Genomic DNA, 16,603 nt, shown 5'->3' on the forward strand with positions numbered 1-16,603 from the left:
AGATTTTATTAATAACATAGTCTAGAATGTAAGTTATAGTAGTCTCAAGGAGGAAATATCAGATGAGTGAATCAGATGAACAAACAAACAAAGATTTATTAGAAGCCTTGGATAGTGTGGACCAAGTTAATATTAACGATGTTGTCAGTGGTGAAATTTTGGCCTTTGACAAGGATCATCAATTAATTATTGGTATTGACAACACCGGGGTTGAAGGAGTTGTTCCTCGTCGTGAACTATCCTCACAACCTGTTGATGACGTTGAAAGCAAATTTAAAGTTGGCGACAAAGGTAAATTTGTTGTAATTTCACGTATCGGTGATGATAAAGAAGGTGGAAGCTTCCTTCTATCAATTCGTCGTTTAGAAGAACGTAAGGTTTGGGACGAATTAAAGGCAAAAGCTGAAAACAATGAAACTATTACTGTTACTGTTCAAAACGCAGTACGTGGTGGTTTAGTAGTAGACGCTGGTGTACGTGGATTTATCCCTGCATCAATGATTACTAACCACTTTGTAAGAAACTTAAACCAATACAACGGTCAACAATTCGAATGTAAGATTGTTGAAATCGTTCCTGAAAAGAACCGATTAGTTCTTTCACACAGTGATGTTGTAGCTAAGAACCAAGAAGAAGCTCGTTCAGAAGTTATGGACAAGCTAAATGTTGGTGATGTTGTTGAAGGTAAAGTTGCACGTATGACTGATTTCGGTGCTTTCGTTGACCTTGGTGGTATCGACGGACTAGTTCACGTTTCAGAAATTTCATACGAACGTGTAAACAAGCCTGCTGACGTTCTAGAAAATGGCCAAGACGTTAAAGTTAAGGTTATTGCTATGGACGAGGAACGTGGAAGAATTTCACTTTCAATCAAGCAAACTAAGCCACAACCATGGGATGAAATTGAAGAAAAAGCTCCTCAAGGTAGTACTGTAAAGGCAACTATCAAGAGATTAGTTGATTTTGGTGCTTTTGCTGAAGTAATTCCTGGTGTTGAAGGGTTAATTCACATTTCTCAAATTTCACACAAACATGTTAATACACCTTCTGATGTATTAAAGGTTGGTCAAACTGTTGATGCTAAAGTTTTAGATGTTAACCCAAGTGAACATCGTTTAGCTTTATCATTACGTGCTCTTGAACCTGAACCAGAAAATGCTCAAGATTCAAGTGAACATGTCGAAGCTACTGATAATGCTACTGAAAATGCTCCTGAAGAAGAAAATGGATTCACTTTAGGTGACATTGTTGGTAAAGGATTAGACGAAGATAATCAATAATATATTATAATCTTTAAAAATATCCTTCATTTTTTGGTGAAGGATATTTTTTTCATTATGAAAGAAAGGGTGAATATTAAATGAGTTTACCTACAGTTGCAATTGTTGGAAAACCAAACGTTGGAAAGTCAACAATTTTTAACCGTATTGCTGGGGAACGAATCTCTATCGTTGAAGATACTCCTGGTGTTACCAGAGATAGAATTTATTCTCACGGTGAATGGTTAGGACACGAATTTAGTATGATTGATACCGGTGGTATTGAAATCGGTGATCAACCATTCGTTAAACAAATCACTGCACAAGCAGAAATCGCAATTGATGAAGCTGATGTAATTATCTTCATGGTTAATGGAAAAGAAGGAATTACTAACGCTGATGATAATATTGCCAGAATTTTATACAGAACCAATAAGCCAATCGTTTTAGCAGTTAACAAAGTTGATAACTTTGAAAGTCGCGCTAACATCTATGACTTCTATTCCTTAGGATTTGGCGATCCATATCCAATTTCTGGTGCCCATGGATTAGGTCTAGGTGACTTATTGGACGAAGTTATTAAGAACTTCGATGAAAAAACAGAAGAAGAAAATGACGACAACATCAAGTTTAGTTTGATTGGACGTCCTAATGTTGGTAAATCTTCACTTGTTAACGCCATTTTAGGTGAAGATAGAGTAATCGTTTCAAACGTTGCCGGAACAACTAGAGATGCCATTAATACTGAATTTGAACAAGACGGTCAAGAATTCACCATGGTGGATACTGCCGGATTAAGAAAACGTGGTAAGGTTTACGAAAATACTGAAAGATACTCAGTAATGAGAGCGATGAAAGCCATCGATAATAGTGATGTTGCCTTAATCGTTTTAAATGCTGAAGAAGGTATTCGTGAACAAGACAAGCGTATTGCTGGTTATGCCCACGAAGGTGGGAAAGGTGTCATTATCATTGTTAACAAATGGGATACTTTGAAGAAGACCAGTAAGACGCAACAAGAATTTGAAGCAGGGATTAGAAGTCAATTCCAATACCTATCATATGCTCCAATCTTGTTTGTTTCAGCTAAGACTAAGCAACGTCTAAGCCAAATTCCTGACTTGATCAAACGTGTCTATGACAACCACGCTAAGCGTATTTCTTCATCAATGCTAAATGATGTATTGATGGATGCAATTGCCATGACACCAACACCAAGTATCAATGGTAGAAAGTTACGTATTTACTACGCAACCCAAGTTACCAGTGAACCACCTACCATTGTTATCTTTGTAAATGATGAAGAACTAATGCATTTCTCATATAGAAGATATATCGAAAATCAAATTAGAGAACACTTTGACTTTTCTGGGACTCCGATTAAAATCATTTCTAGAAAACGTAAGTAATAAAGGTTATTTAGCAAAAAATTTTAATGTTTTATGCTAAAAAATATTAAAAATCGTTGAATTGCGGGCATTTATGTGATATCTTGAATAAATGTAATGACATTAATTTGTTGTGATTACATAAGTCGAAAAGCATAGATTGTTTTCCGAACATTGTGGGAGGTGAAACACACATGGCTAACAAGGCAGAATTAGTAAGTAGTGTTGCTACTAAAACTGGTTTAACTAAGAAGGATGCAACTGCAGCAGTTGATGCTGTATTTGATTCAATCCAAGGTAGTTTGGCTAAGGGCGAAAAGGTACAATTAATCGGCTTCGGTAACTTCGAAGTACGTGAACGTGCTGCTCGTAAGGGTCGTAACCCTCAAACTGGTGCAGAAATTCAAATTCCTGCAAGCAAAGTACCTGCATTCAAACCAGGTAAGGCTTTAAAGGATGCTGTTAAATAATAACAGTATGCTATAATTAGGCTAGTCCGTTTTACGGGCTGGCCTTTTTTCATATGTTTTAAATGATAGGAGCGAGATTTTTGAGCTACTCACAAAAAGCACTAGAATTCCTTGAAGAAGGAAAAATCGATGAATTTAATAAACAATATAATCTAGCATTACACCATGATAGCGATGAAATGGTGTACTCACTTGCTGAAGAACTATACTCATATGGTTTCACCAACCAAGCCAAGGAACTATATGAAAAGCTATTGAAGAAGTTCCCTGATGAAGACGAACTAAGAACCGACATCGCTGATATTTTAATCAGTGAAGGTAATACTGATGAAGCTTTGGAACAATTAAGCAAGATTAGCAAAGATTCACCTGCTTATCTTCAATCTTTGATGGTTCAAGCCGACTTATACCAAACTCAGGAGTTATTTGAAGTTAGCCGTGAAAAGCTGCTAGAAGCTAAAAAATTAGCACCTGACGAGGAAGTAATCACATTTGCGTTGGCGGAATTGTATTACACAATTGGTGAATACAATAAGGCTATTCCTTTGTATTTAAGTTTGATCAAAGAGGGAATTACCAATCTATCAGCTGTTAACATTGTTGAAAGAATTGGGATTTCATACGCTAATGACAGTAACTTTGAAAATGCAATTGGATACCTAAAGCAAATTAAGACAATTGATATGTCTTCAGACGTTAAGTTCGAAACAGCGTTCACTTACCTACAACTAAAGGAATACGACGAAGCAATTGATTTATTTGAAGAACTTCGTGATTCAGATCCTCAATACGCAACACTTTACCCATACTTGGGACAAGCATTAGATGCCGTAAATAAACAAGAAGAAGCATATCGTGTATTGCAAGAAGGGCTAAGCGTTGACCAATACAACGAAAAGCTATTCTTAGCGACAGCCCGTGAAGCACTTAAGCTTTCCGAAAACGATGAAGCATTGGGATACCTACAACAAGGAAACGAAATTGATCCAGACGATATTGAAATTGTCTTGGAAATGTCTAACCTATTGGTTGCCAAGGAAGACTATGAAGAAAACATTAAATTGTTGAATAGTTACATTGAAAACCACGAATTGGATCCACAATTCTACTGGAACCTAGCCGTTTCATACGACAAGTTAGATAAACTAAAAGAAGCTCACAAGAATTACCTAGCAGCCAAGCCATATTTCTATGATAATGCTAGTTTCTTAAAACAAGCAGCATTATTCTTCCGTGAATATGGTGATCGCGATAATTCGTATGAACTTCTTAAAAAGTATGTTCAACTTCAACCAAATGATGATGAAGCTGCATTTATGCTTGATGAATACATGGATGATTAGTCTTTTTTGATTAATCCTTTGTAGTAATTAATCGATGATAAATCCAGATTTAATTGACTTGATAGTTTTGAGTCACTTAGGTCTGGATTTTTTTTGATAAAATCAACGACATAACTCTTGAATAGTTCAGATGGGCTAAGTGAAAATCCTAGATATTGTTCACTAGGGGTTAGGTATTTATGCAATCCAGCAGAAGTGATGTGTGGATCCTTAGTAAGTCGTTGTTTTAAAAAGATATCTTGACTGTTTTGCTTTAACTGAATTGGCTCAATGAACTTATCAAATAAGTTGATGAACACTTTTTCTTCATCAGAGAATGTAATCTGATTAAATAATCGATAAAAACCAGGTTGGAGGAACTCCTCAGATTTGAATCCCTTACTAATTAATAAAACGGTCATTCTAGCGTAAAAATGGACGTTTGCGTCAGTTAGAATGTCATTTAGCTTATCTAACCAGGAAGTATCTAATTCACTCTTAGGTTCGTGTTTTAAGCCCTTAATATCAATTGTCGGTAAATTATTATTCAATTGATGGGTGAACAGGTAGTTAAAATAGACATTAATGTGTGATAGGACCTTGTTATAGGTGTTATGGTTGATTTTGCGTTCGTCTAAAAGCATTTGAAGGTATTCTTCAATATCACGATTAAACAAGTTACTAACTTTATGATTTTCTTGATAGCCCTTATTGAAATCGGATAGGTAGTCAAACATGTCAGAAAGGATTTTGGTGTATTCGTTAATAGTTACTTTTGCTAATCCTTTATTCTGTAAATCAATCTCAAAAGTATCTTGATATGGATAATCATTAGACATTTGGCTAGTTCAACTCCTAATAGTTATTTATTCCTATTACAGCACTAAAGTTAGCAAACTTCAATCTGTAAATTGTAATGCTAATCTGTTAATATTTAATATAGATTGTATTGAGAGTAGGTATAAAGATGAAGATAGAAAACTTACCGAACGAATTTAAAAAAGCTCGTCCAGTGATGCAAAAAATTGAAGATGCTGGTTTTGAAGCTTATTTTGTTGGCGGAAGTGTTCGTGACACAATATTAGGACTAGACATTCATGATGTTGATATCGCAACGAGTGCTTACCCAGAAGAAATTAAAAAGATATTCAAAAAAACTGTGGATACCGGAATTGAACACGGTACTGTAATGGTAATTCATGAAAAAAATGGTTATGAAATTACAACCTTTAGAACTGAGTCAGGATACCAAGACTATAGACGCCCGGACAAAGTTGAATTTGTAAGATCACTAGCGGAAGACTTAAAGCGTCGTGACTTCACAATTAATGCATTCGCGATGAGAGAAAACGGGGATGTTACTGATTTATTCGATGGTTTAACCGACTTAAAAAATCATCTAATTAGAGCGGTTGGCAACCCCAATGAACGTTTCCATGAAGATGCATTAAGAATGATGCGTGCGGTGAGATTTGCCAGCAAACTAGATTTTGATATCGAATCAGAAACGCTAGCGGCAATCAAATCAAACAGTGCGTTGTTAGAAAAAATTGCGGTAGAACGAATTTATACCGAATTTGTTAAGATGATGATGGCCAAAAGACCTAAGCAAGGTATCTCAGACATGCTTAATACAGACATGTATAAATACGTTCCCGGATTTGCTAGTCATCAAAACGAATTAGAAGCAATTGCTAAGATTGATGATTTAGACTTATCCGATGAAGTTTCAGTATGGTCATTGCTATCTTTTGAATTTGGCCTTGATAGAACTGGTATTACCAGTTTTCTAAAGTCATGGAAGGCTTCTAATGACATCATTAAGAATACAGAAATTTGTACAAAGGCCGTAGAAAAGCTAAGGGATGATTCTTTAGACAAATGGGCGATGTATGAAACTGGTAAGGAACTTCTAATTTTGGCTAACCACATTGCTAAAATGTATGGTTTTGCCGAATCCGAAGAAGATTTAGTATCTCAATACGATGCTTTACCAATCAAAAACAAAAAAGAAATTGCAGTCAATGGTGGCGACTTAATTAAGAGCGGTATTGTCAAACCGGGTCCAGCATTGGGTAAAATATTATATGCAATTGAAACTGGAATCGTGAACGGAGAATTCCAAAACGAAAAAGCTGAATTAATTGAAGCTGCGAAAAAAATTGTGAAAGAGTGATTACATGCAAACGTTAAGAGCGGAAGGCTTAACTAAAACATATGGTGAAAAGACCTTATTCAAGGATCTAGATTTCATCATCAACGAACAAGATCGAATTGGTTTAATTGGGACCAATGGTAGTGGTAAGTCATCACTTTTAAATGTTTTATCACAGGAAGATATTGATTCTACTGGTGAAATTATTACCTCAAAGACATACACAATTGGTTACTTAAAACAACAACCTAGGTTGGACGAATCATTAACCATTTTAGAAGCTGTGTTTGCCGGAAGTCAGGATATTTTTAACACCATCAGAAGATATGAACAAACCTTACAAAACTATTCCAATCATCCAGATGATCCAAAGGCAGAAAGACAATATCTTGATGCCGAAGCCAAGATGAACGAAGAAGATGCATGGAATGCTGAAAACGACGTTAAGACCATCTTGACCCAACTAAAGATTGATGACGTTAACCAAGTGGTTAGCACACTATCAGGGGGTCAAAAGAGACGTGTTGGTTTAGCCCAAGTATTAATTCAATCACCTGATTTGTTAATCTTAGACGAACCTACCAACCATTTAGATTTTGACTCAATCGAATGGTTACAAGAATACCTAGCTAAGTATAAGGGTGCTTTACTATTCGTAACCCATGATAGATACTTCTTAGATCAAATTGCTAACAAGATTTGGGAACTATCATTTGGAAGTCTTTACGAATACACAGGTAACTACCAAGATTACTTGGAACAAAAGGCCGAACGAGTTGACCTAGAAGTTGCTGCCGAACATAAAAAGCAAAAGCTTTACAAACAAGAATTAGCTTGGATGAAAAAGGGTGCTAAGGCCAGAACCACCAAGCAACAAGCCAGAATTAATCGTTTTAATGACCTAAAGGAAAATGTTGGTAACCTACAAACAGAAGAAGATATCGACATCAACCTAGGCCAACAACGACTAGGGAAAAAGGTTATCGAAATTAAGGATGCTAACCTAACCCTAAACAATAAGACGATTTTGAAGAACTTCAGTGATTTGGTTCAACGAAACGAAAGAATCGGTATTTCAGGTGAAAATGGTGCTGGTAAATCATCACTACTAAACGTAATTACCGGGAAGTTACCACTAGACAGTGGAACCATTGAAATTGGTGAAACCGTTAAGATGGCTTACTATACACAACAAACCGAACCAATTCCAGAAGACAAGCGTGTAATTAACTATTTAACAGATGTTGGTGAACACGTTACAGATAACACTGGAAATAAGATTAGTGTTACCGACTTATTGGAACAATTCCTATTTCCAAAGTTCATGCACGGAACATTGATTCGTAAGTTGTCCGGTGGTGAAAAACGTCGTTTGTATTTATTAAAACTATTGATGCAACAACCAAACGTTTTACTACTTGATGAACCAACCAATGACTTGGATATCTCCACATTAACGGTGCTAGAAGACTATATTTCACACTTTAGTGGAACTGTAATTACTGTTTCTCATGACCGATACTTCTTAGATAAGGTTGCAAACCGTCTATTAATCTTTAACGGTGATGGTGATATCGAAAGTCATGTCGGATTGTTCACTGACTACTTGAAGCAAGCAGCCGAACAAAACAAGACAGAAAAGAAACAAGCACATGTTGAACATGCTGCAAAGAAAAAAGAAGAGCAACAACCAGCAGAAGAAAAGACTACCAAGAAGAAACTAACTTATGCTGAACAAATGGAATACGATCAGTTAGAAAAAGACATTGATGATTTAGATCAACAAATCAGTCAATTGAAAGAAGAAATGACCCATTTGGGAAATGATTATGATAAACTAGCTGAAACACAATTAAAGATTGACGACTTAAATAAACAGTCCGACGAAAAGATTAGTCGCTGGGAATATTTAAGCGAATATGTTGAATAGGGGTAATGACATGTTAGAAGATGCTTATTTAAATCTTGCCAAGTACGTTTTAGAAAATGGCCATCGTAAGGAAGATAGAACAGGAACAGGGACAATTAGTACATTTGGCTACCAAATGCGTTTTGATCTATCAGAAGGATTTCCTTTATTAACTACCAAGAAGGTTCCTTTTGGATTAATCAAGAGTGAATTATTATGGTTCTTACGCGGGGACACTAATATTCAATTCTTACTAAAGCACAAGAACCATATCTGGGATGAATGGGCTTTTAAAAACTGGGTTGAATCAGATGAATACACTGGCCCAGACATGACCGATTTCGGTTTGAGAGCTGAAAAGGATGCAGAATTTAAGAAACAATACCTAGCTGAAAAGAAAAAGTTCTGTCAAAGAATCGTTGAAGATGATGACTTTGCCAAGAAATACGGTGATTTAGGACTTGTTTACGGTAGCCAATGGCGTAAATGGAAGACCACTACTGGTGGCACCATCGACCAAATTCAAAACGTAATTGATCAAATCAAGACAAATCCTGATTCAAGAAGATTAATTGTTTCAGCATGGAATCCAGAAGACATTCCATTTGTAGCGTTACCACCTTGCCACACAATGTTCCAATTCTACGTGAACGACGGTAAGTTAAGCTGCCAATTATACCAACGTTCTGGTGACATCTTCTTAGGAGTACCATTTAATATTGCAAGTTACGCATTATTAACTTCACTAATCGCTAAGGAATGTGGATTAGAACCTGGTGAATTTATCCATACTTTAGGGGATGCTCATATTTACTCAAACCACGTTTCTCAAATTGAAGAACAATTGAGTAGAGAACCATACGAAGCTCCTAAGTTATGGTTAAACCCTGACAAGGAAAGTATTTTTGATTACGATATGGACGACATTAAGGTAATCGATTATAAGCACCATGATCCAATCAAGGCACCAGTTGCTGTATAAATAATAAAGGGGACTATTACTAATGATTTCATTTTTATGGGCTGAATCAGATCATCATATTATTGGTTTAAATGGTGGATTGCCATGGCATCTACCAGCTGATATGAAGTACTTTAAGGAAACTACCACACATCAAATCATCATGGCAGGAAGAACAACATACGAAAGTTTTAAGCGACCACTACCAAATCGTTTAAACACAGTATTAACCAGTCATGATAAAAGTGAATATCCTAACGACGTTGTTGTCTTTAACACTCTAGATGAATTTCTAGCTTTTGCTAAAAAGTTTAGCGATAAGGAAATTTTCGTTGTTGGTGGTGCTAAGATTTTTGCTGAATTACTTCCATACGTTGATCGTTTATACAAGACAGTAATCGACCACGACTTTGAAGGTGATACTCAAATGCCAGAAATTGATTACAGTCAATTTGATTTGGTATCAACCAAAGAAGGAATCATTGATGATAAGAACATTTATCCATACCGTTTTGAAATATTTGAACGTAAATAAAATAATAAAGAAAGGTTATGGATTGCTGCATAACCTTTTTTTATGGGGTGATTATTATGAAAAAAATATTTAAATTCATACTATTTTTGATTGTAGTATTTGGAATTGCCGGTGTGAGCTACCAGGTATATTCAAACGTTAGACATAAGGCCAAAATTACGAATGTTAGCAAGAACAAAAAAGTATCAATCGTTGCTTTAGGTGATTCATTAACACAAGGAGTTGGTGACCCTAAAAAGGCCGGTGGGTATGTCTCAAGAACTAAACAGGCATTTAATAAAAAGGGGTATAAGCACGTCACAACAGTTAACTACGGAATTGCGGGACAACGTAGTGATCAAATCGATAAGCGTGTTCAAAACAATGTTAAAGGTCTTTCAAGTAGTTTGAAAAAGGCCAACATTATTGTTCTAACCGTTGGTGGTAATGACTTACTACAAAGCTTACAAAGTAACGCTTTAGTTGATGGTAAAACTAAGTTTAATAGCAGGATGAAGCAAGCTTCTATCACTTATCAAGCCAAAGTGAATAGATTAATGAATGATATTCGAAAAGAAAATAAAAAAGCACCAATCTATGTGTTTGGTATCTATAATCCAATCTATGTATACTTTGCAAACGTTGATGTGATTAATCAATACGTTAAGAAGTATAATCAAATTACTTCTGGTGTTGTGCTAAGAAATAAAAAAGCACATTTTGTTGACATCACACCGTTATCATATGGACAATATAAGAGTAAGGCTCAAAAAGAAAAATTAGTTGAATCAAGTGATGAAGTAACTTTTGATCCGTTGGACATTTTAAAATTAGATGATACAAAGGGTGAGTTAAATAATTATATTTCCCCAGATGATCATTTCCATCCAAATGATAAGGGATATAACTACATGACCGACAGACTTGTATCACAATTATTTAGATTTAATGACTGGAATTAGAGGCAATTGTAATGGAAAAAGCAAAAGAGAAAAAACTATTTAAGTACCTATTTATTTTATTAGTCATCGTACTACTTGGTGGTGCATTCTATGCTTGGAAAGAAATGAATAGTGAAACCGTAAATCCACAAATGGGAACAGCGTCAAAAAATAATACACCAATTAGTGTTAGTTTGAATAAAAAACAAATTAACGCATTATCAAGTTACTACCTAGAAAAGTTCGAAAAGAAAGAAAAAAACATGGACTACAAGTTCTGGGTAGACAAACAAGCCTACGTTTATGGTAAGATTACCATCTTGGGTTCCAAAGTTGGATACCTTTTAAGTTTGGATCCACATCTATTAAGCAACGGTGATGTAGAACTAACCGCAAGTAAGCTTGAAGTTGGTAAGTTAAACGTACCACCTCGTTTTGTAATTGGTTATGTTGGTAAGCATTACAACATTCCAAAGTGGGTTGAATTAGATAGTAAGAACAGTCGCATTATCTTACATGTCAACAAATTAGGTGGTAAGAAAGAACTTTCATACCAAGCTAATAAAATTGATATGAATGGTGACGGTGACTTTGAATTTAAAGTCTTAATTCCTAATCAATAAAGGAGCAACTATGAAAAGTTTTTACCAGTATTTAATGACTGAACGTAATCCTAAGAGTACCGAAGCGGTTGCTCAATTTGCAAACAACGCATTTTACGATCAATCATTTCCCAAGCAATCGACTGATTATGATGAAATTTCAGAATACTTGGAAGAAAATGCTAGTTATCTACCAAGTATGACAATTTTTGATGATGCTTGGATGGATTTTCAAAATAGTAAACACTAAAAAAATGAACCTATGAATTTAGGTTCATTTTTTGGTGATTAATATAGTACAATTAATATATATAAGTTAGGAGCGGATAAAATATGATTCAATGGTTTCCAGGACATATGGCGAAAGCAATTCGTCAATTTGAAGAAAATATTCATTTAGTAGATATTGTATTTGAACTGGTGGATGCAAGATGCCCATTTAGTTCAATCAACCCGGAAGTAGCAAGAATTAGTCAAGGTAAGCCTAGATTAATGATTCTTACAAAGGCAGATTTGGCAAACCCAAACATTACCAACCAATGGTTATCATACTTTAAGAATCAAGGATATGCAGCAATCGCAATTGATTCAAAGAAAAACACCACAGGTAAGTACATCACCAAGGTTGTTAAGGATCTTTTAGCCGATAAGATTGATGATGCTAAGGAAAGAGGATTCGATAAGAAGGTTATTCGTGCAATTTGTGTTGGGGTGCCAAACGTTGGTAAGTCAACATTATTGAACCAAATTGTTAAGAGACGTGCCGCTCAAGTTGGTAACCGTGCCGGAGTTACTAAGGGTCAACAATGGCTAAAATCTAGTGACGAGCTAGAACTATTGGATACCCCAGGTATCTTATGGCCTAAGTTCCAAAATGACGACATTGCTAACAAGCTAGCGATGACAGGAGCGATTAAGGATAGCATTTACCACAGTGATGATGTTGGTTTGTTTGCTCTTCATTTCTTTAGAAGCACTAATCCAAAAGAGTTAATCGATCGTTACCATCTATCAGAAGATGATATGGAATTATCTGATGTTGATTTACTACTAAAGATTACTAAAAAAGTCGGCATGCAAGATGACTACGAAAGAGCTTCAATGAGAATTATTTTAGATTCCAGAAAAGGTAAGATCGGCCGTTTTACTCTAGATGATGTTAACGACCTATCTACAGAAGAGGAAGAATAAATATGGCTGAATCAATCAAAGATATCAAAGAAATTTTAAAATCTGTTGATGATGTAAACTCCAAACTACTGCAAAAATATCAAGATGATAGTAGAATCGGCGTTCAAAAATTAATCACACAGCGTGTTAAACAGATTGAGAAAAGAAATCATGAGATAGAGGAATTTCACCAACGCTTAAAGTATGAACATGAATTTTGGAATGAAGGAATTAATGTCATTGCGGGAGTTGATGAAGTTGGAAGAGGACCACTCGCTGGACCGGTTGTTACATGTGCAGTGGTATTACCCCATGACTTTGATGTCTACGAAGTTAATGATTCAAAGCAACTTTCTGAAAAGAAAAGATATGAATTAGCTGACCAAATTAAAGCTAAGGCCATTGATTATTCATATGGAATTGCTGATAACAAGTTAATTGATGATATTAATATCTATGAAGCAACTAGAGTAGCGATGAAAGAAGCGGTATTAGGATTAAAGGCATTACCACAGGAAATCATCGTTGATGCAATGCAAATTGATGTTGATATCCATCAACTTAAATTGATCAAGGGGGATGCAAAGAGTGCTAGTGTTTCTGCTGCCAGCATCTTAGCTAAGACCTATCGTGATGACTTAATGAAAGAATACGATCAGCAATATCCAGAATACGATTTTGCTAACAATGCCGGTTATGGTACCAAGAAGCACTTAGACGCTTTACACAAGTACGGCGCAACCCCAATTCATCGAAGAAGTTTTAAACCAGTTTCTGATTTATTGTAGTCACTTTTATCGTATATACCTTGTAAAAGTGGAGGTATATATGAAAACAAGAGAATTATTATTAAAACTAAAATTAGCTAAGGGCATCGGTATTAAATCTGAATATCGATTTTATCGATGGTTAAAAAGCGCTTATGACGTAATTCCTGACGAGTTAAATATGACTGCTGAAGAGATTGCAGAAACATTAATGTTATCTAAAAATAAATCAAAAACATTTATTAATTTCTATAATAGTGATAAATTAAATAGTGAACTTGATCATCATATAAATCATGTTAAATGGATAACCATTATAGATGACTTATATCCGGAGAATTTAAAAGAAGCATATTTGCCACCAATTGTGTTATTTTATTTTGGTGATTTAAGGCTTTTAGAAAATAAAGCATTAGCAATTGTTGGTTCTAGAAATAATACTGAATATTCCGTTGAGGTCATTAGGCGATTAGTGCCTGAGATTGTTAGTAACGGAATAACGATTGTTTCTGGACTAGCCAAGGGGGTTGATAGACTTTCTCACTTGGCAGCAATTGCCAATCATGGTAAAACGATTGCTGTGATTGGAACCGGTTTAGATCAATATTATCCAAGAGAAAATGAATCGCTACAACGAACAATTGCCAAAAATCATTTGTTGCTAAGCGAATATCCAGTTGGCTGTCGACCAGCTAGGTACCATTTTCCGGAAAGAAATCGAATTATAGCTGGATTGGTACGTTCTATACTGGTAACGGAAGCCAAGTATAGATCCGGTAGTTTAATCACCGCTAATTTAGCACTACAAAATAACCGAAACGTCTTAGCAGTCCCAGGGAGGATTGATAGTCCGTTATCGGTTGGTTGTAATGATTTAATTCAAGCTGGTGCCAAACCAGTAATTACTGCCAAAGACATATTAGAAGAATATAAATATTAATAATTAGCCTTTGGGAGATATTAAAAAAGAAATAAAATGACGAGGGATGTAAATGGCGACTACTACAAAATCAACAACAAAGAAAAAAAGACAGTCGGCAAAAAAGAAACTAGTGATTGTCGAATCTCCAACCAAGGCTAAAACCATTCAAAAATACCTAGGTAGAACCTACCGTGTTATTGCTAGTAAGGGTCACGTTAGAGATTTACCAAAGAGTAAGATGGGTGTAGACGTCGACAACGATTTTGAACCTCACTACATCTCTATTCGTGGTAAGGGTGAAACAATCAAGGAACTAAAGGCTGAAGCTAAAAAAGCCAAAAATGTTTACCTTGCATCTGACCCGGATAGAGAAGGAGAATCTATCGCATGGCATCTATCACACTTACTTGGCTTGAAAGAAGACGATAAGAATCGTGTTGCTTTCCATGAAATTACCAAGGATGCCGTTAAGGAAGCATTTAAGAACCCTCGAGAAATTGACATGAACTTAGTTGATGCTCAACAAGCTCGTCGTGTTTTAGACCGTTTAGTTGGTTATTCCATTTCTCCATTACTATGGAAAAAGGTTAAAAAGGGTCTAAGTGCTGGACGTGTTCAATCAATCGCTTTATGGTTGATCATCCAAAGAGAACGTGAAATCAAAGAATTCGTTCCAAAGGAATACTGGACCATCGATGCCGACATGAAGAAGGGTCGAGAAGCATTCAAGGCCAGTTTTTACGGAGTGAATGCTAAGAAGGCTGAATTAAACAGTAATGATGAAGTTCAATCTGTGTTAGCTAAATTCGATAAGAGCAAACCATTTGAGGTTCAAAACGTTGTTAAAAAGGAACGTAAGAGACAACCTCAACCACCATTTACTACCAGTACAATGCAACAAGACGCCAATGTTAAGTTGAACTTCAAGACTGGTAAGACAATGATGGCGGCTCAACAATTGTATGAAGGTATCAATATTGGTAAAGATGGTAACCAAGGTTTGATTACTTACATGAGAACTGATTCAACTAGAATTTCTGCTTTAGCTAAGCACGAAGCATCCGAATTTATTCATGATAAGTACGGTGCAGAGTTTGCTGCAACTAAACCAGTTAAGGGTAAGTTGCCAGAAGGTGCTCAAGACGCCCATGAAGCAATTCGTCCAACTTCTGTTAAGAGAACTCCAGCAAGCCTAAAGCAATACCTAACCAACGATCAATACAAGTTATACAATTTGATTTGGTCTAGATTCATGGCTAGTCAAATGACACCTGCTATCATGGACACCATGACAGTAGACATGGAACAAAACGGTGTTGATTTCAGAGCGAACGGTTCAAAGCTTAAGTTCGAAGGTTTCCTAAAGGTTTACAACAAGGGAAAAGAAAAAGACAATATCTTACCTGACCTAGCCAAGGGTGACGAAGTGAAGATGGCTAAGAACAATCCAGATCAACACTTCACTCAACCACCTGCCAGATACAGTGAAGCTAAGCTAATCAGAACACTTGAAGAAAACGGTGTAGGTAGACCATCTACCTTTGCACCAACTTTGAGTACAATCCAAAAGAGATACTATGTTAAGTTAGTTGGTAGAAGATTCGAACCTACTGAATTAGGTGAAATCGTTAATAACATCATTGAAGAATACTTCCCTGACATCGTTAACATTGAATTTACTGCCGACCTTGAAAATAACTTAGATGAAATCGAAGAAGCTAAGCAAAACTGGGTTGAAGTGGTCGATAAGTACTTCAGACCATTTGAAAAAGAAGTTAAGAACGCCGAAAAGAACATGGAAGATGTTCAAATTAAAGACGAACCAGCTGGTTACAACTGTGAAGTCTGTGGTGCTCCAATGGTTATCAAGATGGGAAGATATGGTAAGTTCTATGCTTGTTCCAGATTCCCAGATTGTCGAAACACACAAGCTATCGTTAAAAAGATTGGCGTTACATGTCCAAAATGTAAGAAGGGCGATGTTATTGAACGTAAATCAAAGAAGAATCGAATCTTCTATGGTTGTTCAAGATACCCTGAATGTGATTTTGTTACATGGGATAAACCAATCGGAAGAGACTGTCCTAAGGATGGAAACTTCTTGGTAGAAAAGAAGATTAAAGGTGGTACCCAAGTGGTATGTCCTAACGGTGATTACGAAGAAGCCGTACAAAAATAGTTAATAGCCCCTAAAGATTTAAAACTCTTAGGGGCTATTAGTTT

The 16,603-nt window shown here is 35.9% G+C and carries 16 protein-coding genes; 15 read left to right on the top strand and 1 reads right to left on the bottom strand.

Translation table 11 applies throughout. The annotated features are described in order from the left end of the window. Positions 1-62 precede the first annotated feature (62 nt). The 4 genes from rpsA to ACOMA7_RS01235 all read left to right on the top strand — a co-directional run bounded on the left by rpsA (position 63) and on the right by ACOMA7_RS01235 (position 4,460). Positions 63-1,280, top strand: a complete 1,218-nt coding sequence (gene rpsA, locus ACOMA7_RS01220) for a 30S ribosomal protein S1 (protein ID WP_034533923.1) — start codon at positions 63-65, stop codon at positions 1,278-1,280. A gap of 80 nt (positions 1,281-1,360) precedes the next feature. Further along, positions 1,361-2,668, top strand: a complete 1,308-nt coding sequence (gene der / locus ACOMA7_RS01225; RefSeq protein ID WP_034530806.1) for a ribosome biogenesis GTPase Der — start codon at positions 1,361-1,363, stop codon at positions 2,666-2,668. Between the two features lie 173 nt (positions 2,669-2,841). After that, positions 2,842-3,117 (top strand): HU family DNA-binding protein, encoded by a 276-nt coding sequence (locus ACOMA7_RS01230; protein ID WP_034530808.1) that lies wholly within the window; start codon positions 2,842-2,844, stop codon positions 3,115-3,117. 80 nt (positions 3,118-3,197) lie between these two features. After that, the gene (locus ACOMA7_RS01235; protein WP_421391485.1) at positions 3,198-4,460 is read left to right on the top strand and encodes a tetratricopeptide repeat protein; all 1,263 of its coding nucleotides are present in this window, start codon (positions 3,198-3,200) and stop codon (positions 4,458-4,460) included. On the opposite strand, the gene ACOMA7_RS01240 is transcribed toward ACOMA7_RS01235, so the two are convergent. After that, positions 4,457-5,278: a phage integrase N-terminal SAM-like domain-containing protein gene (locus tag ACOMA7_RS01240; RefSeq protein ID WP_421391487.1), complete on the bottom strand. Its 822-nt coding sequence runs from the start codon at positions 5,276-5,278 to the stop codon at positions 4,457-4,459. The genes ACOMA7_RS01235 and ACOMA7_RS01240 overlap by 4 nt on opposite strands. A gap of 128 nt (positions 5,279-5,406) precedes the next feature. Between ACOMA7_RS01240 and ACOMA7_RS01245 the strand changes: the two genes are divergently transcribed. From ACOMA7_RS01245 to topA, 11 genes are all read left to right on the top strand, one after another. Continuing rightward, positions 5,407-6,615 (top strand): CCA tRNA nucleotidyltransferase, encoded by a 1,209-nt coding sequence (locus tag ACOMA7_RS01245; protein ID WP_421391489.1) that lies wholly within the window; start codon positions 5,407-5,409, stop codon positions 6,613-6,615. Positions 6,616-6,619: 4 nt separating this feature from the next. Further along, positions 6,620-8,524 carry an ABC-F family ATP-binding cassette domain-containing protein gene (locus tag ACOMA7_RS01250; RefSeq protein WP_263504912.1) on the top strand — a complete coding sequence of 635 codons (1,905 nt, stop codon included), beginning with the start codon at positions 6,620-6,622 and terminating at the stop codon, positions 8,522-8,524. Between the two features lie 10 nt (positions 8,525-8,534). Beyond that, positions 8,535-9,485 carry a thymidylate synthase gene (locus ACOMA7_RS01255; protein WP_263504911.1) on the top strand — a complete coding sequence of 317 codons (951 nt, stop codon included), beginning with the start codon at positions 8,535-8,537 and terminating at the stop codon, positions 9,483-9,485. Positions 9,486-9,507: 22 nt separating this feature from the next. Beyond that, entirely contained in the window at positions 9,508-9,999 is a 492-nt protein-coding gene (locus ACOMA7_RS01260; protein ID WP_053791792.1) for a dihydrofolate reductase, read from the top strand. 56 nt (positions 10,000-10,055) lie between these two features. Then, positions 10,056-10,940, top strand: coding sequence for a GDSL-type esterase/lipase family protein (locus ACOMA7_RS01265; RefSeq protein ID WP_301945490.1), 885 nt, complete (start codon positions 10,056-10,058; stop codon positions 10,938-10,940). An 11-nt stretch (positions 10,941-10,951) separates the two neighbouring features. Beyond that, positions 10,952-11,542, top strand: coding sequence for a YpmS family protein (locus tag ACOMA7_RS01270; RefSeq protein WP_301945489.1), 591 nt, complete (start codon positions 10,952-10,954; stop codon positions 11,540-11,542). A 10-nt stretch (positions 11,543-11,552) separates the two neighbouring features. Continuing rightward, positions 11,553-11,771: a YozE family protein gene (locus tag ACOMA7_RS01275; RefSeq protein ID WP_034530821.1), complete on the top strand. Its 219-nt coding sequence runs from the start codon at positions 11,553-11,555 to the stop codon at positions 11,769-11,771. 83 nt (positions 11,772-11,854) lie between these two features. After that, on the top strand, positions 11,855-12,712 hold the full coding sequence (gene ylqF / locus ACOMA7_RS01280; RefSeq protein ID WP_421391494.1) for a ribosome biogenesis GTPase YlqF: 858 nt from the start codon (positions 11,855-11,857) through the stop codon (positions 12,710-12,712). Positions 12,713-12,714: 2 nt separating this feature from the next. After that, positions 12,715-13,479, top strand: a complete 765-nt coding sequence (locus tag ACOMA7_RS01285; RefSeq protein WP_301945487.1) for a ribonuclease HII — start codon at positions 12,715-12,717, stop codon at positions 13,477-13,479. Between the two features lie 40 nt (positions 13,480-13,519). Continuing rightward, positions 13,520-14,398, top strand: a complete 879-nt coding sequence (gene dprA, locus ACOMA7_RS01290) for a DNA-processing protein DprA (RefSeq protein ID WP_301945486.1) — start codon at positions 13,520-13,522, stop codon at positions 14,396-14,398. A gap of 52 nt (positions 14,399-14,450) precedes the next feature. Further along, positions 14,451-16,559, top strand: coding sequence for a type I DNA topoisomerase (gene topA, locus ACOMA7_RS01295; RefSeq protein ID WP_414826924.1), 2,109 nt, complete (start codon positions 14,451-14,453; stop codon positions 16,557-16,559). The last annotated feature ends 44 nt before the right edge of the window (positions 16,560-16,603 follow it).

This window comes from Apilactobacillus intestinapis, assembly GCF_049166695.1.
Taxonomy (GTDB): domain Bacteria; phylum Bacillota; class Bacilli; order Lactobacillales; family Lactobacillaceae; genus Apilactobacillus; species Apilactobacillus kunkeei_C.

Excerpts from the sequence above, each read along its gene's own strand:
- ACOMA7_RS01255 (WP_263504911.1), top strand. The coding sequence starts at position 8,535 with ATGTTAGAAGATGCTTATTTAAATCTTGCCAAGTACGTTTTAGAAAAT.
- ACOMA7_RS01245 (WP_421391489.1), top strand. The coding sequence starts at position 5,407 with ATGAAGATAGAAAACTTACCGAACGAATTTAAAAAAGCTCGTCCAGTG.
- rpsA (WP_034533923.1), top strand. The coding sequence starts at position 63 with ATGAGTGAATCAGATGAACAAACAAACAAAGATTTATTAGAAGCCTTG.
- ACOMA7_RS01240 (WP_421391487.1), bottom strand. The coding sequence starts at position 5,278 with ATGTCTAATGATTATCCATATCAAGATACTTTTGAGATTGATTTACAG.
- ACOMA7_RS01285 (WP_301945487.1), top strand. The coding sequence starts at position 12,715 with ATGGCTGAATCAATCAAAGATATCAAAGAAATTTTAAAATCTGTTGAT.
- ACOMA7_RS01275 (WP_034530821.1), top strand. The coding sequence starts at position 11,553 with ATGAAAAGTTTTTACCAGTATTTAATGACTGAACGTAATCCTAAGAGT.
- topA (WP_414826924.1), top strand. The coding sequence starts at position 14,451 with ATGGCGACTACTACAAAATCAACAACAAAGAAAAAAAGACAGTCGGCA.
- ylqF (WP_421391494.1), top strand. The coding sequence starts at position 11,855 with ATGATTCAATGGTTTCCAGGACATATGGCGAAAGCAATTCGTCAATTT.
- der (WP_034530806.1), top strand. The coding sequence starts at position 1,361 with ATGAGTTTACCTACAGTTGCAATTGTTGGAAAACCAAACGTTGGAAAG.
- ACOMA7_RS01265 (WP_301945490.1), top strand. The coding sequence starts at position 10,056 with ATGAAAAAAATATTTAAATTCATACTATTTTTGATTGTAGTATTTGGA.
- ACOMA7_RS01230 (WP_034530808.1), top strand. The coding sequence starts at position 2,842 with ATGGCTAACAAGGCAGAATTAGTAAGTAGTGTTGCTACTAAAACTGGT.
- ACOMA7_RS01260 (WP_053791792.1), top strand. The coding sequence starts at position 9,508 with ATGATTTCATTTTTATGGGCTGAATCAGATCATCATATTATTGGTTTA.
- ACOMA7_RS01270 (WP_301945489.1), top strand. The coding sequence starts at position 10,952 with ATGGAAAAAGCAAAAGAGAAAAAACTATTTAAGTACCTATTTATTTTA.
- ACOMA7_RS01250 (WP_263504912.1), top strand. The coding sequence starts at position 6,620 with ATGCAAACGTTAAGAGCGGAAGGCTTAACTAAAACATATGGTGAAAAG.
- dprA (WP_301945486.1), top strand. The coding sequence starts at position 13,520 with ATGAAAACAAGAGAATTATTATTAAAACTAAAATTAGCTAAGGGCATC.